The organism is Luteibacter sp. (genome assembly GCF_009912395.1).
GTDB lineage: Bacteria > Pseudomonadota > Gammaproteobacteria > Xanthomonadales > Rhodanobacteraceae > Luteibacter.
Window position 1 is genome coordinate 64,110 of record NZ_WNDO01000024.1, and the last position, 26,222, is coordinate 90,331.

The following is a 26,222-nucleotide window of genomic DNA, read 5'->3' on the forward strand; positions in this document are numbered from 1 at the left end:
GTAGCCCGCCTGCTTTCTGTAGGAGCGCGCTTGCGCGCGATGGGGGTTATCGCGACCTCCATCGCGCGCAAGCGCGCTCCTACAGGTCAAGTCGCTGCCCCACATCGATACGGTTGCCATCCGGGTCTTCGAAAACGAAGGCCCGGAGGCCGTACTCCTTGTCCTGGACACCACGCACGATACGCAGCCCATGCGCCTTGCAAAGGGCATGCAACGCATCGACATCGTCCACCATCAGGTGGGCGACATTGGCAGGGCTGGCCCGATGCCGGGGTTGTAGCGTGAGATGCAGTTCGGCGTCGTCCTTGCGTAGGATGACGAAGCCCACGGGATCGCCATTGCGGAAGGCGACGCGAAAACCCAGCGCCCCCACATAGAACGCGAGGGCGCGATCAAGATCGCGGGTGGACAGGGTGGGGGCGATCCGCCCGAAGCGGATGCCATGGCTGATGGTGTCGCTCATCGGTAAGCCTTGCTCTGGAAGCGTGGCGACGATGTGGACGGTGCCCATCGGCCTGAACGGACGGTGCCGGGTTTCGGCAAGGTTACCTCCGCCTGACAGTTTTCGAAAGGTTCGTGAATGTCCCCGGGCATACCTTTCGTCACTTCAGTAGTAGTACGACCCCTGATCGACCATGCACGCATTGGAAGCCCTCTGGTTCACCGTGGTGAACTGGCTGTCGTTTCATCTTGTCGCGCCGGCCCTGGCGGCGGTGCATCTCACCCGGTTGATCGATAATCCGCAGGAAATTGCGCAATACTTCCTGTTGACGGCCATCCAGGTCGCGGTGATTGCCTTCGTATTCCGGCCCATGGAAAGCCTCTGGCCGCTGGAGGAATGGGCCGAACGCAAGGGGACGCGGATCGACCGCGCCTATACCCTCATCAAGCTGTTCGGCCTGTTGCCGTTGGTCAGTTATGGCGTGATCGCGCCGATCGGCCATCTGCTCGGCGGCGGTGGCGACGACGATGCGTCGGGCATCTTCAGTCTGCAAGGTGCCTTCCCCTGGCTGGGCCACCATCCGGTGGTGCTGTTCCTCGCGTATTACGCGATCTACGACTTCGTTTACTACGTAGTGCATCGCCTGCAGCACCGTATTCCCTGGTGGTGGGCACTGCATAGCCTGCACCACAGCCAGAAGCAGCTGAACTGCTGGTCGAACGATCGCGATCATTACCTGGACGACCTGCTTGAGGTCATCTGCGTGTCGACGGTATCGGTGGTGATCGGCGTCTCGCCGACGGAGTTCGCACTGCTGGTGCTGATCGGCGAGCTACTGCAAAACTTCGATCATTCGAATATTCGCTTCCGGTTCGGCCCCGTGCTCGACAAGATCCTTGTCGATCCGAAATATCACCGCCTTCACCACATGATCGTGGACCCGGATCGACCGGGCCTGCACGACTGCAACTATTCCTTCGTCTTTCCCATCTGGGACATCCTGTTCGGCACCGCGCTGTATGGTGAGCCAGCGCGGCCCACGGGCGTGGGCGACCCGATGGTGGACGCCGACAACACGCGCGGCATCGTGGGTCAGCAGCTTGGCGTGATGAAGCGCTTCTGGGCTTCGATCCGCTGCAAGGCGGGCTGGCGACCGGGCGATGTCGCCTTCGACGAAAACCATCGCCCGGTGTCCGTCGAAGAATTCGACCTGCATGCGCTGGAGGCGAGCCAGACCCCATTGTCGGCGGTCCGCGACTCGCGCTGAACGCTTACTTGTCGCTGCCCATGCCGCGCGCCACGAAGGCGGCCAGCGCTTCGGGCTCGTCGGTCTGGAACACGGTGACACCGTCCTTGTAGAGACGCCCCCACACGCTGGCGGGATCGCGCAGTGCCTGCTCGTCGCCGCCGTAGCCGTTGACGAAGCCCTTGCCCAGCGTGTTCACCCACAGCCGACCATGCGCCGCATGTGCGGCCTTGGCGAGGTCGCCGAACACGTCGGGATCCATCACGGGCAGCTCGTAACCCCAGGGACGGCGGTGGCCGCCGGCCTGATTCTTCAGCACCTGCGGAAGGTCGCCGCCGTCGGGCGTGGTGGCCGAGAGGATCGGCATGAACGGCACCTGGTCATAGGGCGACATGCTGGCCAAGGGCGGGCTGCCGGCGCCGGCCACGGTCTTCACGATCACCCGGTGCGTCGCGCCAAGGCGCTGGACCGCCGCGATTACCTCGGGATAGATCGCTTCCTTGATGTCGAGGTTGATCATGATCCGGTTGCCGGCGTGGCGGAGCAATTCGTCCAGTGTCGGCACCTCCTGGTCGGTCAGCGCGGCGGACGGGCCGCCCTGGTTGGCGCGTAACCGCAGGGATTTCACCTGGGCCAGGGTCAGGTCGGCGATGGCGCCCGTGCCGCCAGTCATTCGGTCGACCGTGGCGTCGTGCATGATCACAAGATAGCCGTCGCGCGTGCGGCGGATGTCGGTTTCCATCACGTCGACGCCGAGCGCGACGCAATGATCCAGCGCGGCGAAGGAATTTTCTGGCGCGGCAGGCAGCCCGTGGGCCGGTGCCGCATTGTGGCAGCCGCGGTGGGCGACGATGACGACGCCGCCGTCCGGGTTGGCCAGTCGCGCCGCGATATCGGAGGTGCGATCCGCGGCGAGGGCGAGGGAACCGAAAAGCGCGCTGGCTAGCATCGTCAGGGTCAGGGCGAGAGGTTTGTGCATGAGGTGGGTGTCCTTCAAAACTTCGGCGTGAAACGCACGCCGAACCAATAGGTGGTGGGAACGGAGTAGCTGTTCTTGAGCAGGTTGATGCCCGGACCCGTGACCGTCGTGATCCGGCTGTGGCCGACGTTGCTGACCTGGCCGATGAGCGAGAGGCTGGGCCCGATCTGGTAAGTCGCGGACAGGTCCACCTGCGAGCGCGGCGCCCAGTAGAGATCCTGCCAGCTCACGTCGCTGACGATGGAGCGCAACGCACGACCTTGCCTGTTGTAGGCAACGCGCAGTTCGAGACCGTCGCGGTTGTAGAACAGCGTGGCGTTCATCACATAGTTCGGCTGGCCGACCAGGCGATCGACGTTGCGTGTGCCGCCCGTGGAGAGCGGTACGGCCAGGCGTCCGTCCAGCAGCGAGACGTTGGCACTCGCTCCAAAGGCCGAAAGCATCGGCGACAGCACCGCGAAGGAATTGACGATGCCGTTGAGCTCGACGCCGCGGATGCGGGCGTTCGACGCGTTGACCGGTGTGCTGACGATCGCGTTCTTATAGGTGACGCCCGAGGTCGGGTCGGTGAAGCCGAGGTTGGAGACGGTGAAGATCTCGTCGTGGATCTGCTTGTCGAACAGGGCCACCGACACGAGGCCGCCGGTCTCCGCCGGCAGGCGCCAGTCGAACGACAGGTCGAAGTTGTCCGACACGCGTGGCTTGATACCGGGGTTGCCCTGGGTCACTGTCACGCCGGTGGCATTCGGATTGCCGATGTCGCTGGCGTTGACGAAGTTGATCGAGCTACGCGCCGCGTACGAATCGTACGGTGGCCGTCCCAGCGTGCGGCTGTAGCCGGCGCGGATGTCGAGATCGTCGGTGAGACTGTAGCGGCCCAGCAACGAGGGCAGCACATGGCGGTAGTCGGACGAGGTGCGGTTGGGGCGATAGACCTTGTCGGGGCCCCGGAGATAGCCGATGGTCGATTGCAACGTGCCGTCGTAATGCAGGCCGCCCTGAAGGTACAAAGCATCGGTCGCGTACGTCGCCAGCCCGTAGGCACCGAAGATGCGCTCCTTGTGCTGGAAGTTGTCCTGGTTGTTGAAGTCGTTCTGGTTCGTGCTGTTGAAATCGCTCTTCGGCAGGCTGTCGAGGTAGGCCCGGGCCCGCGCCGGATCGATGGTAAGCAGGTTCAGGCCGGGGTTATACGGCAGGTTCGCACCAAGCGGACCGGCGAAGTTGGCGAGGTTGATCGGCGGTGCCGAGGTATTCGGGTCGAACTCGTCGCGATGCACGCTGTACGACGGACGGTCGTCGGTATAGGTCAGGCCGGTGGCGAAGCCGAGGCCACGGGCCATCTCGTCCTGGTTGAAGCGATAGTCGAGGCGACCGGTGCGGATGGTGTCAGCGGCGTTGCGACCATAGTCGGGACGCCAGTAGAACAGGCCGTAGTTGTTGAGGTTGTAGTACGCGCTCGGGTTCACCGGGAAGGCCGCGTTGAAACGGCTGGTGTCGTAGGTGAAGCCGAACGGCGCCGACGGCGTGATGGTGGCGCCGCCGGCACCGGGTGCCTGGGGCGTCGCACCGGCGATGAATTTCATCATGTAGATCGGCTCGTCGTACGTCGCATCGGAGTACGAGGCGCGAGCGGACAGCGACTGCTGATCGTCGGGATGCCAGTTGAAGCCGGCCTGGCCGACCTTGGTGCGCGTGGTGATCTGCTGATTCGAATAGCCCACCTCGATATCGCCGACGGGATACGTTCCCGAGGTCGCGGTCTGGTTGTAGACCGGCCCGTTGCGTCCGTCGATGATGTTCTCGTTGCGGGTCATGTCGTCCTTGAAATAGTAGTAACCGCCGAGCAGGTAGGCGTCGAACGTGTCCGACGGCTTTGCCTCGAACTTGCCGGTGACGCCGTAGCGGTCGCGCTTGTCCTCCACGTACCAGCTTTTGTCGTTCTGCGGCACAGGGATGCCGTTGCCCAGGTTGTTACCCGACTGCAACTGGCCAGCGGCGTTGTAGAAGTTGTAGAAGACCGTGTCCGTGGTCATGTGGGTGTAGGTGTAGCTGCTCAGCGTTTGGTAGTTCGCCGAAACCACCACGCCGTATTGGTGGTCGCTGCCGAAGGTGGTGCTGCCGGTGCCGCTGACGCGATAACCAGGATCCATCTGCGACGAGGGTTGGCCGTTGTCGCTGGCATGGCCAAGCGACGCCTCCATGGTGAAGAACGGCTTGTTGCCGTTGTCGAAAGCGCTACGGGTACGCAGGTCGATGGCGCCACCGACGGCGTTCGGGTCCTGGTCGGCGGTGAAGGTCTTCACGACGCCGATCTCGCTGATCATCGACGACGGCAGGATGTCGAGGCGGACGCCGCGGGTTACCGAGCCAAGATTACCGTTGGGCGTGCCGGGCGAGGCGATGGTGAGTCCATCGATGGTGACATTGTTGTAGCTGGAGCCGAGGCCGCGGACCACGGGCGTGGAAGCCTCGTCGCGCGGATGTTCGTTGTCGATGGCCGGCAGCACCGACAGGCCGGGCACGCGGCGCAGCGCTTCGACGATGGTCAGGTCGGGCAGGGCGCGGGCGTCCGTGGCGCTGACCACGTCGCTGATCGTGTTGGCGGCAAGCTTGCTCTCGATCGCCGCCTCGTTGGCCTTGCGGATGCCGGTGACCTGGACCGAATCCAGGGTGGTGGGTTGCGTGTCGCTGTCCTTGGCTTGCGCGGCGGTCGTGTCCTGCGGCGTCTGCGCCGACTGCGCGGTGGCCGTGCTGGACATGGCCGCGGTTGCCAACGCGGTCCCCAGCGCCAGAAGCTTCTTCATTGACGATTTTCCCCTCATCGCGCCGACGTGATTGCCGGTGCGGGCGCCACCTTAGGAACCGAGGGTGACGGGTTTATTTATTTCAACCGAAATAAATAATCATTCCGGCGCGGCTGAGAGAATTTCGTGGATGGGCAGCAAGGCGGCGCCCACCGCCGCCGCCGAAGCGCCCAGGCGAGAGACATGCAGGGTAGGCAAGGGCAGCCACGACAGTTCGCCCAACCAGGGTGCGTTGCGCAGGCGATCGCCCAGGGCCTGGAGTACCGGCTGCGGCAGGGGACCGGAAAGGATGATGGCACCCGGGTCCAGCCACGCGACACCGCTATGCGCGGCCATGGCGAGTTGGTCGCCGGCTCGGGCTACCCAGGTCGCGATGACTTGCCGGTGGCTGTCGAGACAGGACTCGACATTGAACAGCGACGGGATGTCCGCGCCGGCCGCCTGGAGGCAGGCCAGCAGATCGATGCCCGAAGGACGCGGTGCTTCGGACGGGAACATGCGTCCGATGTCGCCGGAGTTGCCGAACTCGCCACGCAGGATCTCGCGGCGATGGATGACGCCGCCGCCGACACCGTGCCCCACGAAGAACACGATGGCCGAGGTGCAGGTCAGGATGAGGCCGCTATCGTAGAACTCGGCCAGTGCCGCCAGTGTCGCGTCGTTCTCGATGTACACGGGAAAGCCGAAGTAGTCGGCGAAATCGTGGTCGTAATCGATGTCGCGCCAGGCTTCCAGCCATTTCACCGTATGCCGGCGCGAGGGAGAGTGAGCGACGATCGGGCCGGGTACGGCGATACCCAGGCCCAGGAAACGCGAGCGCATGAGGTTATGTTCGAGCGCCAGTTCGCGCAGTCGTCGATCCACCTGCGCCGAGAAGTCGCGTGGATCCGGACTGTCGAAGGGAGCGACATCGCACACGATGGTCGCACCCGTGAAATCGACCAGCGCGATCTCCAGCCATCCGGGATGCACGATCGCGCCGGCGGCGTAGCCGGCGCGTCCCGATAGAGCCAGTGGCACCGTCGGTCGACCGCGTGCGGCACTGGGCATCTGCTCCCGCTCCTCCACGACGCCAAGCATCAGCAGTTCGCGGATGAGCCGGGTCAGCGCGCCGTTATGAATCCCGAGGCGGTTCGCCAGTTCGATGCGCGGTCGGGGCCCGGCCGTACGCAGGTGCCACACGATGCGCTTGTGTTCGGGGGAAAGGACGATCTCAGGCGTGCGGGGCATCGACGGTGTTCCGTTACGGCGAACGTGCATCCGCTAGCGCGGCATGCCTGTGACTGCGCCGCCCATCGATGGACAGCGGCAGGACGAAGCCGATCGCGCCCAGAAGCGTGATGAGGATCAGTTCGACGAGGGTATCGGGACGGCGCAGACTGAATCCGTCGAGATAACGCCCGAGAAGGATTGTGGACAGCGCCAGCGACATCTTGATGGTCATGGTGAGCAGGGCAAAGCAGGCGAGGTCGGTTCGTTGCCCGGTTTGCGCGGCGTGCTCGCGGACCACGCGGGAGACCTCGTTCCAGACCAATACGCTGCCGCCGCCCAGGCCCACGCCGTAGACGACCGCCATCACGACCTGCACGGGTAGCGCCGGCGCCGCGATCAGCACGGTCGCCGATCCGGCGGCGGTCGCGCCGAACACGATGGCCGCACGGGCCATGCCTGCGCGGACCAGGCGCGTGGCGACAAAGGGGCCGCCCACAGAGCCCAGGACCATCGCGAAGACGAGCGCGGCGCCCAGGGGACGTCCCGTGGCGGGGTCGATCGCGAAGGGTAGGAATCGCCCCGGCAACGCGAGCACGCAACTGGCGGCCGTCGCCATCAGGAGAGGCGCCAGCCGCATCGTGGGAAAGTCCGACCACGCCCGGACCGTACGCTCTTCCAAACCACCGACCGGACGCTGGCGTCCCAGCCAGAAGGCGCTCGCGACGATAAGCATGCCCATGGCGCTGGCGACGACCAGTTCACGTCCCCATGTGGCCGCTTCGTCGATCACCAGGAAGCCCGATGCCGCGACGCACAGCTTGGCCGTTGTGGCCATCACGGCGCGTACCGTCACGAAACGCGTGGCCTGGGTAGGGTCGACGGGCAACAACGACGTAAGCGCGTTCTGCGTGAGATCGTACAGTGCGTAGCTGGTGCGGAACAGGAAGGAGGCGCATATCAGCCATGCCAGCACGTGCGACGTGCCACCGCTCACCGGGATGAACAGCAGTACTCCACTGAAGGCCGTGGCGACACCACCGATGCGTTGCAGGCGTGGTACGCGGCGCTTCTGGTGCGGCATGCGCATGAAAACCATCGCCAGCGCCAGGTCGAGGACGCTGCTATAGGCGAGGGAGACCGAAAGCAGCAGACCCGTTTGCCACGCCGGAAGTCCAAGGCGCACATGAGCGTAGTAGCCCAGCAGCAGGTCGGTGAAGGACCAGATCAGGCTCCTGGCGAAATGACCGGATGCGAAGGCGGGCAGGGCGCCAGGTGTTCGCAACGAAGACGTGGCCATGGTGAGGAGTGTTCCGGTGCGGCAAGCGGACTTCTATACCTTGGGAAATGTCAGTTTTCATGACACTAGACATATCTCGGTGGCGGAACGAGCGGTATTCCTTTTGCATCGCAGCGTGCGCCGCGTCGCGTGCTCGTTATAACGTTGGCCGGGCTGGAATTAGATCGATCTAAATCGGGGCATTGTGGACTTTGCCCCTTGATCGGTTCCGCCAACGGGAACGACGGGCCCATCGGCTCGATGACGGGGCAATGCTTCGACATCGAACGAATGCGGGGGCACTCTGGGCATCGGCGTCGACACACGAACTATCCATCGGAGCAGGATTCATGAACCAGGTGTCTCGCTTTAACCGCACGCGTACGCGCATGGCGGCCGCTTTGCTTTGCTCGCTTGTCGGCATGGCCGCCTCGTCGGCCTCGTTCGCCGCCTCCACGGGCTATACCGGAATCTTCGGTGGCGGCCCGATCTACAAGAACCTCAACAACAACATCAAGGAACTGAGCCAGTCCGGCTTTACCGAGGTGATCGTGTGGAGCGTGGAGGTGAAGTCCAACGGCGACCTCAACCTCAACGGCGAATTCCCCATCGTTTCCAATGGCGCCTACATCGGCAACCAGACCTACCCGAACTTCGCCTCGAACCTGGCCAGCCTGAAGACGGCCGGCGTGAAACGCATCACCTTCAGCATTGGCTCGTCGAACGTCGGCGATTTCCAGGACATCAAGACGCTGGTCAACAGCACGGGCACCGGCGGCGGCACGGGTACGAACAGCATCCTCTACAAGAACTTCCAGGCGCTGAAGGCCGCGATTCCGTCGATCGACGCGATCGACCTGGATGACGAGAACGGCTACGACGCCGCGTCCACCGTGAAGTTTTCAGTGATGCTGGGCAAGCTCGGCTACCACGTGATGCCCGACGCCTACACCAACGCCTCGTACTGGACTTCGGTGGTCTCGCAGATCAACCAGCAGCGTCCCGGCACCGTCGATGGCGTGCACCTGCAGGCCTACTCGGGCGGTTCGGGCAACAACCCGTGCTCGTCGACCTGGAATTTCGGTGGCGTGCCGGTTTATCCGGGTATCGCCGATACGACCGTCAGCGGAGGCGTCTCGGTTTCGGTGGCACAGACCACTGTCGCGAACTGGGAAAACCAGTGCGGGATCACCGGGGCGTTCCTGTGGCTCTACGACGACGTCGCAGGCAAGACGTCCAACGGCAAGACGCTTTCCGCGGCCTACGCGAACGCGATCGATACGGGCCTTACTCCGGCCGACTGACCGTCCTGGACGCACCGCCGGTCACGGCGGTGCGTCTGTTGCGTCGTCCGCGATGCAGGCCACGAGGTAGTCGATAAATGCCCGCACCTTCAGGGCGAGGTGCCGGCCCGGTGTATACGCCGCGTGGACCGTGCCCGTATATGGCGCGTCGATGCGCCAGTCGGCGAGCACATGCGTGACGCGCTCCTGGGCAAGCGCGGCGCGAGCCGTGAAATCGGGCACCAGTCCGATACCGCCATGGGCTTCGACCATGCCCAGGATGGCCGCACTGTTGTTGATCGATGCGACATGCCGGATGTCGACGTCTTCCGTCACGCCGTCGCGCGTGAAACGCCAGTGCGGACCGAAGCGGCCGTAGCCGAGGTAGATGCATCGGTGCGCGCACAGGTCCGACGGTGTCGATGGGGACCCGTGGCGTCGGAGATAGTCCGGCGATGCCACCAGCACGTAGCCCACGCGAAGCAGGGGGCGCGATGCAAGACCCGCATCGGGTACCAGCGAAATACGCAGGGCCACGTCGACGCCCTCGTCGATCAGGTCGACCATGCCGTCCACCAATGACACGTGCAGGCGCACGTCCGGGCAGGCGTCGAGGAAGCCGGGCAGGCGCGGCGCCAGCCATGTTTCTCCGAAGACGATCGGCGCGGATACCCGCAGCAGGCCGGATGGGCCGGCCCCGAACCGGTCGGCGATGGCATGCACCTCGCGGGCCTGTCCGACCAGGGCCTGGCAGGCGGCGTAGACCTCGCGCCCGATTTCCGTGAGGGCGTGGGCACGGGTGTTGCGCAACAGCAACCGTTCGCCGAGATGTTTTTCCAGGCGCGACACATGGCGGCTCACGGAAGGCACGGTCATGCCGAGCTGACGTGCCGCCGAGGAGAAGCTCCCGCTGTCGACGACCTGGGCGAACACGGCCATCTCCTCCAGCATGGCGAGGCCCTGGGATTTCGTTGCACTCACGACAAAAGGCCTTTACGGGTAGACCGGATAGTGGAGGTCGCGGTGGGCCGGGATACTGCCCGGCATCCCTCACGATGAGTCATACGGTATGTCGATCCAAGCGTGGCGAACAAGCGGAAAAGGCAATCTGGATCGGGTCGAGGAATCGCTTCCTCCCCTGGGGCCGAACGACGTGCGCTTCCGTGTTTGCGCGATCAGCCTCAATTTTCGCGACAAGGCGGTCATCCACGGCGGGTGGGGTCGCGCTCCGACGAAGGGCCGCGTCCCGCTTACCGATGCGGTGGGCGTGGTGACCGACATCGGCCCCGGCGTCAGCCGTTTCCGGGTCGGGGACCGGGTGTGCACCACGGTGATGCCGGCCTGGATCGACGGCCCGTTGACCGGGGACGGTTTCATCGGTTCGCCGGGTACCCGTACCACGGACGGCGTACTCGCGACGCATCTTCAGTGGCATGAGGACACGCTGGTGCATGCGCCGGCCCACCTGACCGACGACGAGGCTTCCACCCTGACCATCGCGGCGCTGACGGCGTGGCATGCGGTGGTCGAACTGGGGGCCGTTCAGGCCGGTGACACAGTGGTGGTGCAGACCACGGGCGGTGTCGCGACATTCGCCATCCAGTTCGCGGCGGCGCTCGGCATGCGCGTCATCGTGGTGTCCAGGAGCGCGAAAAAGCTTGCCAAGGCGATGGCGCTGGGCGCGACCGACGTCATCGATAGCCTCGCCGCGTCCGATTGGGAGCGCGAGGTGATGCGGCTGACCCAGGGGCGCGGCGCGCAACTCGTGATCGATATGGGCCTGGAGAACGGCCTCGCCCGGTCGCTGGCGGCGACGGCACCTGAAGGCACCGTCGCCATCGTCGGGGTCGTCCAGACGACGAGTCATACCCTCGACATCTTCGCCGTGATGAACGGAAATCTTCGTGTGCGCGGGGTGGAAACCGGGTCTCGCGCCATGTTCGAACGAATGAATCGCTTTCTGGTGGTGCATGGGCTTCGGCCCGCGATCGACCGTGTGCATGGGATCGACGCGATCGACGAGGCGCTGGCGTCTTTGGAAAGCGCCCCCTTCGGCAAGGTGGTGCTGTCGTTCGCTGACGCATGATGATGCAGGGCGATCGCATGGGGCGACGTCCGGGCTATTGCGCTGGGACGGATAGCAAGATATTTCGAATGCTCCGAACAGGCCAGGAAAGTCCTCGATGCGCTCGTATGCCAGATATGTGTGGTCCGTTGTGTTGCTTTCAGGGATGTCGGTGGGCCAGGCGGTAGCCACCGAGCCTGGAGTCGCAAAGGAGGATGTGACGTTCGAGAACGCGGGCGTCACCCTCGCTGGCACCCTCTACCGCCCCGAACATCCCGTCGCCGCCGTGGTCCTCGTGCACGGCTCCGGCCAGGAGAAGCGGATGGCGGGCTTCGCGTCCCGGCTGGCCGATCAGGGCATCGCCGCGTTGACGTACGACAAGCGTGGCGTGGGCGAATCCGGTGGGCGCTACGTGGGCCCGGAGGTGGGCTCGAACAACGTCGATGCGGGCAACCTCGGCCTGCTCGCGGCGGATGCCAACGCCGCGGTCGGCGCGTTGCAGAAGCACCTTCCCGGCACGCATGGTCCGGTTGGGCTGCTGGGCTACAGCCAGGCGGGCTGGGTCATTCCCATCGCGGCGGAAAGAAATCCGGCCGTGACCTTCATGGTGCTGTTCAGCGGCCCGGTCGCCACGGCGCGCGAACAGTTGCGCTTCCAGTTTTATACCGAGAGCAAGCCGACATTCTGGGACAGCCATACCGAAGCCGATGCCCGCAAGCATATCGCCGAGGACAAGGATCGCTATCAGTTCGCCGACACGGACCCGCGCGAGGCGCTGGGCAAGCTGTCGATCAGGGGGCTATGGGTGTACGGCGGAAAGGACGTGCAGGCCCCCGTGCAGCTGTCAATCGAGCGTCTCGATGCACTCGATGCCTCTGGCAAGCGCTATGAACACCGCCTCTATCCGACGCTGGCCCATAACACGGCCTTCGCAAAGTCGGACGAGGGCAAGGAAGCCGTGCAGGCGGCCGTCCAGTGGATCCGCTCCGTCGCCAACGAGCCGTCGCCGACAAAGCATTGAGACCACGATCCCCGGAGGGCGCAGGCGCCCTTCGGGGATCGTTATCGTCAGGGAATACCCAAGCCGTCGTTTCCGCGCGAAACGATGCTGAAGGTCTTGGGCGAGCCATTGACGAACCGGGCTTGTCCGGCGCCCGGATGGTCGAGCTGGTTGAACAGCAACGTGGCATTGCCTTGCGTGTTGGTGGGAACCACATAGCCGTTCAGGCCCGGCGACAGCATCGTGGTGGCTTGCACCAGGGCGTTGGTCTGCGAAGACAGGCGCAGTCCGTCGAACATGGCATCCACGATGGTGTTGCCGCGGAAGGCGATGTTGCCCACCGTGGCGGTCGTGCCGGAGATGCCCAGGCCGACGGCCGCGTTGCGGTTGCCGTAACCGAAGCTGCCGCCGCGGACGATGGTATTGCCTTCGATCCAGGCGGAGCCGAGCGGGCCGAAGTTGCCGAAGACACCGGCGCTCAGGCCGTACTGCTTCACCGAATCCTGGGCGAGATTGTTGGCGACGACATCGTTGTTGCCGCCATAGATGCCGATGTTGTTCGCCCACCACGGCGCGACCGAGGTGTTCTGGATGACCGTGATGTCCTGCATCGGCTGCGTGCCGTTGCCGCCATCGTTGATCGCCAAGCCGTCGTCGCCCGTGCCGCGCACGAAGTTGTTGCGCGCGGTGAGGCGGTTACCCATGTCGTTGCCGGGCACCGTGTTGCCGTTGTTGAGGTTGATGCCGTCGGCCCAGCTGTTGTTGATGCGGCAGTTTTCGACCAAGCCATCCTCGCCGTTGGCCCAAACGGCGGCGCCTTCGTGCTGGATCCACAGGCTGTCGATATGCCAGTGGCTGCCCTTGATGTTGATGCCGCTGCGGTTGCCGCCCTGTGGCGTACGGTCCACGGCGTTGCCGTCGATAGCGAAGTTACGCAGTACGGTCGAGGTGGGTTGGATGACCGCGTTGGTGTTGTTGGTACCCAGCGGCACGTTGGAATACAGCGTGCTGTACCACATGCCGGCGCCCTCGATGGTCACGCCGTTGGCGGTCAATCCGTGCATGGTATAGAACGTGCCCTGGGGAATCCAGACGCTCTTGCCCTGCGTGCGGGCCTTGTCGAAGCACGACTGGATCGCCGACGTGCTGTCGAAGCTACGGTCGTTGGCGACTGCTCCGCAGTCCGTCAGGGACAGCGAATTGGCCGGCTGCGCGATGGGCGCGGGAGGCGCTTCCAGTTCGATCAGGTCGATGTCGTACCAGGCAGTGGCATTGGCCGCGTCCTTGCGCACCGTCACCACATCGCCGGGCTGGATGGGCGCGCCGCTGACGAAGGCATGGGCTTCGTCCCAGAACACATGGGGCTGCCCGCTGGACGGATCCTGGGACATGCCGTTGTAGTTGGTCTGCGTCTCGTAGATCCAGGTCTGCCGCGACGTCACCGGAATGGTCTGGCGCAGCGTGCCATTCACGTACAGGTCGATACTCGAGTCGAGACCGCCGCCTTGCGGCGCGTCGGGGATCGAATAACGCAGGTTGATCGCCGTCATCGGTTGGCCCGTGGTATTGGTCCAGCTGACCTGCTGGCCCGTCGCGGCGAGGTGCACATAGGCGTGGCCGGAGGCTTCGAGCGCGGCGCTGGAGAAGCGCGTCGGCGGCGGAGCGGTGAGCGCCACGATGGATGCGCCACCGAGCGTTGCGCCCTGTTCCGCTTCGAATGTGGTGAACGGGGTGCGTGCGCCGATCTGCACAGGATCAAGCGACCAGAGCTGGTTGGGATTGCCGGCCATCACATCCCACTGCTTCACGAGCGAACCGGCCGTGTTGCTACCGCCGTTATCCAGCGCCTTGCCGCTGGCGACGTTCACCAGCTGGGCATAGCCATCGCCGGTATCGACCACGGTCCACTGCTGGTTAGGATTGTTCGTGGACGGATCGTACTGCGTGACGATGGCGCCGGTGGCCGTGGAGCCGCTGTCATCGAGCGCCATGCCGCTGGTGAGATTGATGAACATGTAGCGTCCGCCGCCGAGATCGACCGGGCGCCATTGCTGGTTGGTGTTGCCGTCGACAGGCGACCACAGGCCCATTTGCCCGCGATCGGTCTGGCCACGGTTGTCGAGTACCAAGCCGCCCACCTTCGCGGTCAGCACGTAAGGCTGGCCGGGAGCGATGGCGGCATGAGCGCCGGTGACGGTCAGTAGCGGGAGAAGGGCGAACGCCAGGGGGCGTAAAGAGAAGCGGCGCATGGGCAAGCCTTTGCATGATTGGACCAAGGTCCAGACATGCTAGGAAAGGCGCGCCGCGCACTCTTGCACGTAAGCGGTCGTCGTGGCGGGGTAACTGTGACTCAGCTCACGCCCGTGAAAATGCCCGCCGTATCCCGCAGCACCTGGGCCTGGCCGTGCAGCGTGCCGACCGCTTCGGCGGCCTCGTCCACCATCTGCGCATAGCGTTGCGTGTCGCTGTCCAGGCTGGCCATCGCCTGGTTGATCTGTTCGGTGCCACGCCCCTGCTCATGGGCCAACTGGCCGATCGCGGTCACCTGTGTCGCCACGCGGGCCACGGATGCCTGAAGGGTAAGGTTGCTGTCCTCGATCGCGGTCGCCTGTTCCACGCCGTTCTCGATGGCTTCCACCGAGCGTTCGATCAAGCCCTTGATGTCCCGTGCCGAGGTCGCGGAGTGCTGGGCGAGGGAGCGGACCTCGCTCGCCACCACGGCGAAGCCCTTGCCGTGTCCGCCCGCGCGTGCAGCTTCGACGGCGGCGTTCAGGGCGAGGATATTGGTCTGGAAGGCGATGCTCTCGATCACGCCCGTGACGTCGCGGATGCGCTGTGCGTGCGTGGAGATCTCCTGCATGACGCTGCCCATGTACTCCACGGCACGGCCGCTGCGCCGCGCTTCCTCGGCCATGGCGCCCGCCACGGTCGAGGCATCCACGGCCCGCTCGGCGGTGTGCCGCGCCGCCTCGGTCAGTTCGGCGACGCTCGCGGTGGTTTCTTCCAGGGCGGCCGCCTGTCGCATCGTCCGCTCCGAGATGTCGCGGTTGCGTTCCACGATATGGCTGGCGACGGAATGCACGGTGTCGCTGGAGGCCTGCACGGTTCGCACGGTATCGGCGATGCGGGCGAGCAGGGTGTTCAACGCTTCGGCCGTGAGGCCGATCTCGTCGTGGCGATCCACGTCGGCACGCAGCGACAGGTCGAGCGAGGAGCTGACGGTCTGCAACGTGCCCTGCAGCTTGCCCAGGCCGCCACGAATCAGCCGGTACAGCCGCCCACCGAACCACCCCATGCCCACGGCGGCGATCGCGATCGCCAGGACCGTGAGGATCACGGAGGAGCGGTAAGCCGACGCGTTGGCCTCGGCCTGTGCGTCCGCCTGGGCGACCACGTAGGCCAGGTGGTCGTGCAGGCCGTGGTTGAGGGCCAGGGCCGCGTCGTGGACGCCGCCGTGGTCGTGCAGCATGTCCAGCGCACTATCACGCTGGCCGCCGTCGTAGCGATGGAAGAAGGTATCGCGGGCCACCAGGTAGGCCGCCATGTGGTTCCTGTCTTCCGTGAGCAGGGAGGCATCCTTCGCATCGCCGATGGCGTTCGCGGCGTAGCTCGCCAGGTGGCGGGCATAGCCCGAGTCCAGTTCCGCGATCTGCTGCTTCATCTGTACGCGCGCCGCATCATCGATACCATCGACCACGTAGCGGTAGAGCGCCAGGCGAAGGGCGCCCACATCGTCCTGGGCTTCGCTCAAGGCCTGGAGGCCGGGTAGGGTGGTGGTTTCCAGGTGGCCGACGCGGTCCTGGGCGGCGTGGAGTTCGAACAATCCATAGCCACCCACGGCCAGGAGGGCGATCAGTCCGGCGATCAGGACCGCGGCGAGGCGTCGCACGAGGGTCATAGGAGCTTCCATGTGGGGCAGGCCGGGTATCGTTCGCATGGCCCGGGGGCCTGTCTAGGCGGTTTCTATCGCGACCATCGCCGAAAACGGTTGACAGGATCCTACGATTGACGATAGAAATTGCGCATCGCAGCAAACCGAATCCTCGGTTTGTCCTTCTAGGGGTATAGACGCTTGGACATCCAAACGGCCAGGATCCAATCTGCCGGCAGCATGCATCGCCCGATGGCGATGTGTTGTTGTCGCTGATCCCGCCGCGTCCAGCGATCCCGCGCCAGGCGTTCCTGGCGCCCATGCCACCGAAGCCCTGTTTCCTCGCGCCAGCGTAAACACCTGCCGCGACATCTGAGCGTCGCATAGGGCCTTCCCCAGCCCATCCGGCGATATCCACCAACGGCACTCCCCTCCGCTCCGCGCCTGTCGCGGTGGCGGCGCCGTCTCCACCCACATCGAAAAACGCCCATGCATACCCGTACTCTGTTAGCCCTGGCCATCGGCGCCTCCCTCGCCGGTCCGGCACTCCATGCCCAATCCGCTCCTGCCGACGACCGTCCGGCTTCGCTGGATGCCGTGGTCGTGACCGGTTCGAACATCAAGACCACCGATACGGAGGGGCCGAGCCCCGTCCAGGTGATCTCGTCGCAGCAGATCGTCGCCAGCGGCAAGACGAACCTGCCGGACGTGCTGCGTTCCATCTCCGCCAACAGCGGCAACAGCTTCAACGAGCAGTACACCGGCAGCTTCTCGGCCGGCACGGCCAGCGTGTCGCTGCGTGGCCTGGGATCGAAGAACACCCTCGTCCTGGTCGATGGCAAGCGCATCGCGAACTACGCCACGGCCAACGAATTGCAGGACACCTTCGCCGACCTCAACTCGCTGCCGCTCACCGCCGTCGATCGCATCGAAGTGCTCAAGGACGGCGCATCGTCGGTCTACGGGTCCGACGCCATCGCGGGCGTGGTCAACATCATCCTCAAGCAGAACTACCAGGGGGCGGAAATCGGCGCCGGCTACGGCCAGAGCACCGAAGGAACCGGGCAGGGCGAGCGCACGTTCCACGCCCAGGTGGGTCATGGCGATCTGAAGAAGGACCGCTACAACGTCTACTTCGCCATCGACGGACAGCAACGCGACCGCCTCCAGCAGGACGACGTGAGCTGGATGCGCGACAGCGATTTCCGCAACAAGCAGAGCGGCACGCTCGCCTGGGCGCCCACCAACTACTACGACAACAAGGCGAACAACCGCTTCGCGAACGCCGTCGGCCCAGTGTCCCTGCAGCCTTATGGTGCGATCAGCCCGGGCAAGACCGGCGACGTCTGGGCGTACAATCCGGCGCCGTACAACACGCTAATGCCAAAGGTCGAGCGGTATCACAGCGTGTTGCGCGGCACGTTCCAGCTTACCGACAACGTGCAGGCGTTCGGTGAGTGGATCTATAGCCGCAACACCACGAGCTTCACCTTCGGCCCGCCGCTGTCCATCGCCAGTGGACTGCGCGCATGGAACGACGCCACGCAGTCGTTGAGCAACATCGACTCGACGCTGCCGATCGGCAACCCGGCCAATCCCAACAACCGCGCCACGCCGGTCACCACCAATCTTTGGCAGCTGGGGCCGCGCAACAAGCGCGACCGCCAGATCTTCGATCGCATCCTGTTCGGCTTCCGTGGACAGGTCGCCGGCTGGGACTGGGAAGCCTCGGCATTGCACTCGGAAAGCCGGCTCAGCGAACGGGTAACGAACTTCGGCAACCGCTACGCTTTCCAGTCGCTGCTTGCCAATGGCGGCTACAACCTGGCATCGGACACCAATCCGGAATCGGCCGTGGATGCGCTGCGGCTGGCGACGCTGCGTCCGGCCGTTTCCAAGCTGGATAGCGTGGACCTGACGGCCAGCCGTTCGCTGTTCGACCTGCCGGCCGGCACCGTCGGTTTCGCCGCGGGTGCCCAGTTCCGCCGTGAGGCCATCGACTCGCAGACCTCGGACGCCGTGCTCTCCGGCACCGAGCTGCGTCCGGCGCTGGACATCATCAAGGGCTCGCGTCACGTGACCGCCGGCTATGCGGAGTTCAACGTACCGCTGCTCACCACCCTGGAAGCGAACGTCGCCGGCCGCATGGACCATTACAGCGACTTCGGCAATGCCTTCGCACCGAAGTTCAGCCTGCGCTGGCAGCCGCTGGAATGGCTGCTGGTTCGCGGTTCGTTCTCGCGTGGCTTCCGTGCGCCGTCGTTGCCGGAAATCACCAACAGCACGGCGGTAAGCTACAGCTCGGTGATCGATCCGTTCGATCCGATCACCAAGGGCGGCCTGCACAGCGTGACGAACATCTATAGCGCCAACCCGAACCTGAAGCCCGAGCGCTCGAAGAACTACAATGTCGGCTTTGTGGTGGCGCCGACACCGGACACGAGCATCGGCGTGGATTACTTCCACATCGTGCAGAACGGCCTGATCGTTCCCGACAACCTGACCTACATCGTTGCGCACCCAGAGATCTACGGTAGCCGCATCGTCCGCGATAGCATCGGCCAGCTGCTGACCGTGTACAACCAGTACCAGAACCAGCAGGGGCGGACGACGTCGGGCGTCGATATCGATGCCAGCCACACGCTGCGAACCGATGGATACGGCAGCTTCACGCTGGCGACCCAATGGAGCCGCCTGCTCGAATTCCGTGGCTCGCAGGTGGCGGGCGACCCGAGGGTGAACGGCGCGGGCACGAATATCTTCGGCGCGCTGCCGAAGTGGCGCGGCACCACGAGCCTGCGTTGGGCGATCTCGGATTTCGATAGCACGGTGACCTGGTACCACACCGGGGGCTATCGGCAGAATCCGGACAACTACCCGGCCAATCGCGTCTTTCCGAAGAAGGTGGGGGCATGGAACACGGTGGACCTGAGCATCGCCTATCGCGGCATCCCCAAGACCACGCTGACGCTCGCGGCACAGAACGTGCTGAACCGTCGTCCGCCGTGGGATCCGGCGAATACCTATTACGATGCGAGCCTCACTAACCCGAGCGGGCGTATCGTTTAGCTGAAGGCAGACTACCGCTTCTGATCGTTGGTGCGGGCTGTTCTCTCACAAGGAGGTGGCCCGCACGAACCTGCGGCTTGCGGATCGATCGGCGGCCATCTACTGTGCCGCCGATCGACATGCCGCAGGGATGGTTCATGCATAGCAAGCAGCGTGCGCGCAGAGCGCGAGTGGCATGGTTCAACGCCATGGCGGCCTTCGGACTGATGGTCTACATCGGCATTTATGCCACCGACGTCATCCGTACGTCCGATGGAGAGCGTCCGCCCACGGTGGCCGTCGTTTGCTTCGTGTTGCTGGTTGGCTGGCTGCTCAAGCGGTACTTCCACGGATACTTCCAGCGCAAGGGCTGAAAATCGCACGTTGCCTCGGCCAGCCATGACTTCCAGCAGGGGGTGCGCGAGCTTCGGCATCGTAATGTCCTGTGTGTCCATCCACAGGAACCGACGATGCGTCCTCCCGTCTTGAAACGGCTGTCCCTGGCCTGCGCGCTGGCGGCCTCGCTGCCCCTTGTGGCACACGCTGGCTACGACAAGCCACCCGAGCCCCTCCTTAGCGTCATGCACGCTCCGTTGCCCGCGATTCCCGTACTCGACCCCACCCGCCAGCGCATGCTGATGGTGGAGCAGTCGCAGTATCCGTCGATCAAGCGGGTGGCCGAGCCGTACGTGAAGCTTGCCGGGTTGCGCATCGAACCGGCCAATCACAGCCGTCATGACGCGTCCAGCGGTTATGGCATCCGCACCTGCCTGAAGCGCTTCGCCGTGGAAGACGTGGCCAGCCACAAGCAGGTTCCGGTCACTCTGCCGGAAGATGCCTGCCCGGCCGTGCCGTTGTGGTCGCCGGACGGTCGCCATTTCGTCTTCACCAACACGACGAAGGATCGCACCGAACTGTGGTTAGGCAATGCCCTGACCGGTGAGGCGCACCGCATCGAGGGGGTGTGGGTGAATCCCGTGCTCGAAGATGGCGTGCAGTGGTTGCGCGGCAGCGATTCGCTGTTGGTGAAGCTGGTGCCCGACAACCTGGGGCAGGCGCCCGTCGCCGGTGTGGACGCGGGGCCGGAGATCAAGGAGTCCATCCAGGGCAAGGGCGAAAGCAGCACCTACGAGGACCGTGACGCCTTGTCCAGTCCGGAAGACGAAGCGCTGTTCGACTACTACGCCACCTCCCAGCTTGCCGTCGTGGATATCGCCAGCGGCAAGGTCCGTCCCGTGGGCAAGCCGGCGGTTTATTCCGATCTATCCGGTGCGCCGGATGGCGTGCATGTCCTGGTGGAGGCGCTTAAGCGCCCGTATTCCTATGTGACCACCTACGAGCGCTTTGCCCATGACGTCTCCGTGCTGGATGTCGACACGGGCAAATCGACGCCGATCGCGTCGCTACCGGTCGCCGATCGCGTGCCGGTCCACGGCGTGCCGGAAGGTCCGCGAGACTTCGGCTGGCGGCAGACCGCCCCGGCCACGCTGGTCTGGTCCGAGGCGCTCGACCACGGTGATTGGAAGGTCAACGTACCCAAGCGTGACAAGGTGATGATGTGGAACGCCCCGTTCGGCGGCAAGCCGAAGGAGGTCACCCGCACGACGCAACGCTTCAATGGCATGCGGTGGCTGGCCGAGGGCAACGAACCGTTCGTCTACGAGTACGACGAAAACCGTCACTGGATCCATGTCAGCCGGCTGGATGTCACCAACCCTTCGAAGCCGGCTCGCACGATCTGGGATTACTCGGCCGACGAGAAATACCATGAACCCGGTGCGCTGATGCTGCAGCGGCTTCCCAACGGGGCGGCCGTGATACGTCAGGATGGTGACTCCGCCTACCTCGTGGGCGGTGGTGGCAGCCCCACCGGCGACAGGCCCTTCCTCGATCGCTATTCGTTGTCGACGGGCCGTACCGAGCGACTGTTCCGCAGCGACACCAGCCATTACGAGGTACCGGTCGCCGTGATACCGGGCGGCGAACACTTCATCACCGCGAGGCAGTCGCCCGTGGAGCCGCCGAACCTGTTCATGAACACGGTCGGCGCGGCGACGGGTGATGCCAAGGCGGGCGAGGCGGCCTTCGCGTCCACCAGCGAGGCCCTCACGCATATCGCCGACCCGACGCCGCAGGTCCGTGGTATCGGCAAGCGCCTGGTGACGTACAAGCGCAAGGACGGTGTCGAGCTGTCGTTCACCCTGTATACCCCGCCGGGCTACAAGGAAGGCACGCGCCTTCCGGCCGTGCTCTACGCTTATCCGCTCGATTACGCCGATGCGGCGCAGGCGGGGCAGGTGAGCGGTTCGCAGCAGAAGTTCGACATCGTGCGCAACTATCGTCTGCTGCTGCTCTCCGGCTACGCGATCATCGACAACGCCGCGTTCCCCATCGTGGGCGATCCGCGTTCGGCCTATGACACGTACATCGACCAGCTCGTGATGGATGCCCAGGCGGCGGTGGACAAGGCCGTGGAGCTTGGCGTGGTCGATCGCAATCGCATCGGTGTCACCGGCCACAGCCACGGCGCGCTGATGACCGCCAACCTGCTGGCCCATACCGAACTGTTCCGTGCGGGTGTCGCGACCAGCGGCAGCTACAACAAGACCTTGACGCCCTTTGGTTTCCAGAACGAGCGTCGCTCGCTGTGGCAGGCGCCGAAGGTGTACGAGGATGCGTCGGCGTTCTTCCACGCGGACAAAATCAAGGCACCCCTGCTGCTGATGCATGGCATGGACGATGCGAACCCGGGTACGCAGCCCATCCAGTCGCCGAAGCTGTTCCAGGCAATCCGCGGCCTGGGCGGTACTACTCGCCTGGTAATGCTGCCGCACGAGCCGCATTGGTACACGGCGATGGAATCGAACGAGCAGGAGGTCTACGAAATGCTCACCTGGTTCGATCGATACGTAAAGAACGCACCCCCAGCCAAGTAAATACACCGTCGTAGGAGCGCGCTTGCGCGCGATGGAGGTTGCCGCGAGCCCCATCGCGCGCAAGCGCGCTCCTACAGTCGTGTGTTACCGCTAGCCCCACCGCGCGCAACACGCGTGTGTTTACCAGCGGTAGCTCGCTCCCAGCATCACACCCTGGTCGCGATGACGCTTCGCGTAGTCGCCCACGTAGTCCACGGTGAAGGCCACGCGCTGGCTACGCTTCGCGCTGAGGCCGACATTGACGATGGCGTGGTTCAGGCCTTCGTTCGGCCCGGTCACCTGGAAGACGCCCTCGGGGTAACCCTGCAGGTTCGCCATGAACTCGTTCTCGTGACGATTGAAGCGGTGCTGCAGCAGCACGCGCGCATGCGGGGTCCAGGTGCCCTGGTAGCCCCAGGCGAACACCTTGTAGACCTGCACACCGACCCCCAGGCGGGTATCGGTGGTGGATTTCGCGCGCACGTCCAGGCCGGCGGCACCGAGGCCCTTGTCGCTGAAGCGGTTCTCGGGCAGGCGGACCATGTCGAGGCTGGGCAGGATCGGCTGCCAGACGATGTCATGGCGATCGCGCAGAGTCAGGCCATGTTCCAGATGCAGCGACCAGGCGTTGCCGGTGTCATGGGAGTAGCCCCGCGCGGCGTACAACGGCAGGTCGATGCCACGGTTGGCGTTCTGACGTAGCCGGGTGTAGCCCAGCGACGCGTCGAGATAGCCGCCGTCGTAGCGATAGTCGGCGTAGAAGCGCGCATCGAGCGCACGCACGCGGCCCTGGAACGCGCTGCCACTGTCGTTGGCGCGCAGCTTGCCGTAACCGAGCGAGCCGCCGATCACGACGTTGTCCTTGAGCGGCACGTCCACACCCAGCATGGCACCGGTGGTGTGCTCGCGCAGGCCGGCGGCGTCGCCCTGGGCATCCAGGCGGCCCTTGCTGCCGAACAATCGGCCCCATACGGCGGTATGCCCCGTATTGCTGCCGCCGGCGACTTCATCAGGGGCGACGAGGTAGCGCATCATCGAGGCGACATCGGTGCCGCGACGGGTACCGTCGAGGCCCATGCCGGCGGCACCGTTCATGAAGGCGGCGGTGGCACCGTCATCGGAACCCGGCGATACGGCACGCACGTGCTGGCTGAGCGTGCCGCTGAAGTCGCCGAGCAGGCTGAGCGAGGCGGTGCGCAACGCGGCGTAGCCCTCACCACGGATCTGGCCGGCGGCGTGGGTCGCCTGGGCGACAGTGGAGAACTGCAACGCGCCGAGCAGCGGAGCCAGCGGCGTATCAGGGCGCGTGGAGGCAAGGCTGAGCGTATCACCGAGGCCGCAACCGTCGCGACCGCAGAACGCCGACTGTCCCTTGAACGCGTCATTTGCCTGCAGCCAGATGCCATTGCTCTGTTGAACGAGGCTGTAGCCGATGAGGGTGCCATCGAAGGGGCGAAACGTCGCCTTGGACGAATCGGTGTCGGTGGGATCGATGTCGTATCCCGCGATCGGGTGGCCGTCGGCATCGCTGCGGACCAGGTGGGTGAAGCGACGGATGATGATATCCGTGCCATCGGGAGCGTTGCCGGCCGCCTTGGCGGCGGCGAGCTGTTTGTCGATGTCGGTCGCGTAGCCGACGAGGGCGGTGGTGCTTCCCGAGGGATAGAAGCCAGGAGCGATGTTCAGGCCAAGCTGGGCGGACCGACTGATGATGCTCAGTCCGCTCATGCTGGTGTAGCTTCCTCCGTTGAAGAGATTGAAGCGGAGTAGGGCAGGCTGCCCTGCCTGACCAGGCGTGATGTCGAACGAGAGCGCCGCATTGCCCTGCAGCTGCGGGTTGCCGGTCCAGTCGATGCCATGGCCGGTGGGGTGCAGAACGGCGTTGTCCACAAAGCGTAACTTGGACCAGAGCGTCGTTTCGCCCATCTGCCCTTCGCCCGACAAGGTACTGCGTCCGTTGGCCTGGATATCGCTGACATCGACGATGCCACCGCGCAGGCGCATGTCGCTGTCGGTGAGCAGCAACGCACCCGTGGCGGCCCGTTCGCCCGTCGACAGGGTCCATGATGAGTTCACCAGCCGCACGATGCCCCAGGCGTTGCCGATCGATATGGCGCGCGTATCGACCAGCGGGTTGCCGCTATCCTGGTTGATCAGGGCGAGATACTTCGCCGTCTGCGCCTGCGAGTAGCCTTGCGCCACGATGAAGGCCGTCAGCGCGGCCTTGCGATCCGCAGGCGACATGGCGTTATAGGCCGCCAGCTCAAGATCGGTGAATTCAGACGTGGAGGACAGCGCGCCAGTCGGTGGATTGTCGACGAGGATCGGTCCCAGAAAAGCATTGTAGAGGCGGTTGGTGATGCCGACCTGTCCCGTGGCGGGATCGTATTTGTTGTAGTAGTTCGGGTTGATGTTGCCGGATACCGAACGCCCCTGGATCGTCAGGGTGTCCGTGGCCATCTCCGGCGTGTGTTGGGTGACGAATCCGGTGTTGTACACATCATCACTTGAGAAGGCCTGGTAAGCCTTCGTGCCCGCCGTACCCCAATAGACCGATGGCTGCTTGCCGAAGGACGGATCCCACAGCAGGGCGAGCGTGGTGCTGCTGAATGCCTTGTCCAGCAGGGCGGCATCCGTCTTGCTCAGATCGCCATTGGCGATGGCATCCACGAAATGCTGGTAGAACTCGGTACCCCTGCTCGAATCGACATATCCCTTGCTGTTGCTCTGGCCATGGATCTGGATGTTCTGCTGGCCTACGACGTCCTTGTTCGGGCCGCCATCGAATGCACGTTCGGCGCCACCGACGAACATCATCGAACATGCTGAAATACAGTATCCGGATGCGACCGTCTTGAGGTTCTGACGTCGGGCGAGCTCCGCGATGTCATAGCCACCGATGACCGATCCGCCGTTGGAGTTGCGCATCACGAGGGTATCGATGGTCCGTCCCTGGGCATGAAGTCGGGCGAGAAGGTCGGCCAGGACAAAGCCGTCCGCGCGTGTCACGTCGCCGGACAGAATGATCTGATGTCCGTTGACGTGGAAATCCATGGCGTGTGCCGACTGTGTCGCCGCCAGTATGCCGAGTGCCGATGCCGTCATCGCGGCCAGCAGTTTCAACTTCATTTGGTCACCCTTCGATTGGTCATGGTGCGTGGTCGAAGGGGCGCCTTTTCCCGGGCGCAGCCGTCCCCGTGACCGCGTGCGTTCGCGCGGCCTTTATCGGTGACGGATGGAGATTGCGATCCTGACCCTCCCCCTAGTCATGAAAACGCAACGATTGGGAAGCCCCCTACCAGGACTTTCGGCATGTGTTATCGGCAAATCGTCGAGGCGGCTCGGAATTATTCCTAGAGGTGATCGATCAGGTGCCGCCTGCGCTTAGTATCGAAAGTTCTCGCCGCCTCGAAAGGATATGGCGAGTACATGCAGTGCGTACCTTTCATGCCATCAACCCAAGGAGAGCTTGTTCATGAAGCAGTCCCACGATGCATCGGTCACGACCCACGCCTTCGCCCGCATCAACGCGTTCGAAGTGACCCCGCTCCAGGAAGACGACAAGAGCGGCCTGTTCCTCACCGTATTCACCGATCCGGATCAGCCCGAGCCGGAATTCGGCATCATCAACGGCTGATCCGCCGGCATGTCAGCGACACGCTCCGTTCGACGGAGCGTGTCCTTTTTCGGTTTAGGGAGTATGCGCTTGACCCTACGACCCCTGATCTTCGCGCCGCACACCGATCCCCATGCCTGCGCCGTCGCCTGGGCCCTGCGTCGACAGGGCGTCGAGCCGCTCTGGATGCCGTCGCTGCAGGCTCGGCCTGGCGTCCATTACAGCTTTGAGATGTCGGCTCGAGGCGTGCACCTCGGCGATTCGCTGCGTGGCACGGATCGCATCGGTGCGGTATGGAATCGCCGTCTGACCGATCCCGAGCCGCATTGCGCGGAGGCTGATCTTGCCCCCGTTTCACGGACACCCCTATAAGCGATTAACTATCGCAATAGGAGGTGGACGATGACCAAGAGCAAGGCAGGCAGAAAGGGGCAGGAGTTCAGCCTGGAGTTCAGGCAGCAGGCA

At 64.5% G+C, this 26,222-nt stretch carries 18 protein-coding genes; 9 read left to right on the top strand and 9 right to left on the bottom strand.

Going from position 1 to position 26,222, the window contains the following annotated elements; translation table 11 throughout:
• Window positions 1-79 precede the first annotated feature (79 nt).
• Window positions 80-463: a VOC family protein gene (locus GAK28_RS18940; RefSeq protein ID WP_291782981.1), complete on the bottom strand. Its 384-nt coding sequence runs from the start codon at window positions 461-463 to the stop codon at window positions 80-82.
• Between the two features lie 172 nt (window positions 464-635).
• Between GAK28_RS18940 and GAK28_RS18945 the strand changes: the two genes are divergently transcribed.
• Window positions 636-1,709, top strand: a complete 1,074-nt coding sequence (locus GAK28_RS18945) for a sterol desaturase family protein (protein ID WP_291782984.1) — start codon at window positions 636-638, stop codon at window positions 1,707-1,709.
• 4 nt (window positions 1,710-1,713) lie between these two features.
• Here GAK28_RS18945 and GAK28_RS18950 read toward each other — a convergent pair whose 3' ends face one another.
• The 4 genes from GAK28_RS18950 to GAK28_RS18965 form a co-directional block, all read right to left on the bottom strand.
• A complete protein-coding gene (locus tag GAK28_RS18950) occupies window positions 1,714-2,667 on the bottom strand; it encodes a glycerophosphodiester phosphodiesterase family protein (protein ID WP_291782987.1) in 954 nt (317 codons plus the stop codon).
• A gap of 14 nt (window positions 2,668-2,681) precedes the next feature.
• Window positions 2,682-5,426, bottom strand: coding sequence for a TonB-dependent receptor (locus GAK28_RS18955; RefSeq protein ID WP_291783039.1), 2,745 nt, complete (start codon window positions 5,424-5,426; stop codon window positions 2,682-2,684).
• Window positions 5,427-5,570: 144 nt separating this feature from the next.
• Window positions 5,571-6,701, bottom strand: coding sequence for an ROK family transcriptional regulator (locus tag GAK28_RS18960; RefSeq protein WP_291782990.1), 1,131 nt, complete (start codon window positions 6,699-6,701; stop codon window positions 5,571-5,573).
• A gap of 13 nt (window positions 6,702-6,714) precedes the next feature.
• Window positions 6,715-7,980 (bottom strand): MFS transporter, encoded by a 1,266-nt coding sequence (locus GAK28_RS18965; protein ID WP_291782993.1) that lies wholly within the window; start codon window positions 7,978-7,980, stop codon window positions 6,715-6,717.
• 329 nt (window positions 7,981-8,309) lie between these two features.
• On the opposite strand from GAK28_RS18965, the gene GAK28_RS18970 reads away from it, so the two are divergent.
• Window positions 8,310-9,263: a hypothetical protein gene (locus GAK28_RS18970; protein ID WP_291782996.1), complete on the top strand. Its 954-nt coding sequence runs from the start codon at window positions 8,310-8,312 to the stop codon at window positions 9,261-9,263.
• A 21-nt stretch (window positions 9,264-9,284) separates the two neighbouring features.
• Here the strand turns inward: GAK28_RS18970 and GAK28_RS18975 are convergent, their stop codons facing one another.
• On the bottom strand, window positions 9,285-10,223 hold the full coding sequence (locus GAK28_RS18975) for a LysR family transcriptional regulator (RefSeq protein WP_291782999.1): 939 nt from the start codon (window positions 10,221-10,223) through the stop codon (window positions 9,285-9,287).
• Window positions 10,224-10,311: 88 nt separating this feature from the next.
• Here GAK28_RS18975 and GAK28_RS18980 point away from each other — a divergent pair, with 88 nt between their 5' ends.
• A complete protein-coding gene (locus GAK28_RS18980) occupies window positions 10,312-11,328 on the top strand; it encodes an NAD(P)-dependent alcohol dehydrogenase (RefSeq protein ID WP_291783002.1) in 1,017 nt (338 codons plus the stop codon).
• A gap of 196 nt (window positions 11,329-11,524) precedes the next feature.
• The gene (locus GAK28_RS18985) at window positions 11,525-12,328 is read left to right on the top strand and encodes an alpha/beta hydrolase (protein ID WP_291783004.1); all 804 of its coding nucleotides are present in this window, start codon (window positions 11,525-11,527) and stop codon (window positions 12,326-12,328) included.
• 47 nt (window positions 12,329-12,375) lie between these two features.
• Here GAK28_RS18985 and GAK28_RS18990 read toward each other — a convergent pair whose 3' ends face one another.
• The gene (locus tag GAK28_RS18990) at window positions 12,376-14,556 is read right to left on the bottom strand and encodes an RICIN domain-containing protein (protein WP_291783007.1); all 2,181 of its coding nucleotides are present in this window, start codon (window positions 14,554-14,556) and stop codon (window positions 12,376-12,378) included.
• Between the two features lie 101 nt (window positions 14,557-14,657).
• Window positions 14,658-16,205, bottom strand: a complete 1,548-nt coding sequence (locus tag GAK28_RS18995) for a methyl-accepting chemotaxis protein (protein WP_291783010.1) — start codon at window positions 16,203-16,205, stop codon at window positions 14,658-14,660.
• Window positions 16,206-16,667: 462 nt separating this feature from the next.
• Between GAK28_RS18995 and GAK28_RS19000 the strand changes: the two genes are divergently transcribed.
• The 3 genes from GAK28_RS19000 to GAK28_RS19010 all read left to right on the top strand — a co-directional run bounded on the left by GAK28_RS19000 (window position 16,668) and on the right by GAK28_RS19010 (window position 22,162).
• Window positions 16,668-19,247, top strand: coding sequence for a TonB-dependent receptor (locus GAK28_RS19000; protein WP_291783013.1), 2,580 nt, complete (start codon window positions 16,668-16,670; stop codon window positions 19,245-19,247).
• A gap of 137 nt (window positions 19,248-19,384) precedes the next feature.
• The gene (locus GAK28_RS19005; protein ID WP_291783016.1) at window positions 19,385-19,600 is read left to right on the top strand and encodes a hypothetical protein; all 216 of its coding nucleotides are present in this window, start codon (window positions 19,385-19,387) and stop codon (window positions 19,598-19,600) included.
• A gap of 96 nt (window positions 19,601-19,696) precedes the next feature.
• On the top strand, window positions 19,697-22,162 hold the full coding sequence (locus GAK28_RS19010; RefSeq protein WP_291783019.1) for a prolyl oligopeptidase family serine peptidase: 2,466 nt from the start codon (window positions 19,697-19,699) through the stop codon (window positions 22,160-22,162).
• A gap of 120 nt (window positions 22,163-22,282) precedes the next feature.
• Here the strand turns inward: GAK28_RS19010 and GAK28_RS19015 are convergent, their stop codons facing one another.
• On the bottom strand, window positions 22,283-25,270 hold the full coding sequence (locus GAK28_RS19015; protein WP_291783022.1) for an autotransporter domain-containing protein: 2,988 nt from the start codon (window positions 25,268-25,270) through the stop codon (window positions 22,283-22,285).
• Window positions 25,271-25,616: 346 nt separating this feature from the next.
• On the opposite strand from GAK28_RS19015, the gene GAK28_RS19020 reads away from it, so the two are divergent.
• Both GAK28_RS19020 and GAK28_RS19025 read left to right on the top strand, forming a co-directional pair.
• A complete protein-coding gene (locus tag GAK28_RS19020; protein ID WP_291783025.1) occupies window positions 25,617-25,778 on the top strand; it encodes a hypothetical protein in 162 nt (53 codons plus the stop codon).
• Between the two features lie 69 nt (window positions 25,779-25,847).
• Complete coding sequence (locus GAK28_RS19025) at window positions 25,848-26,129, top strand: hypothetical protein (protein WP_291783028.1); 282 nt, start codon at window positions 25,848-25,850, stop codon at window positions 26,127-26,129.
• Window positions 26,130-26,222 lie beyond the last annotated feature (93 nt).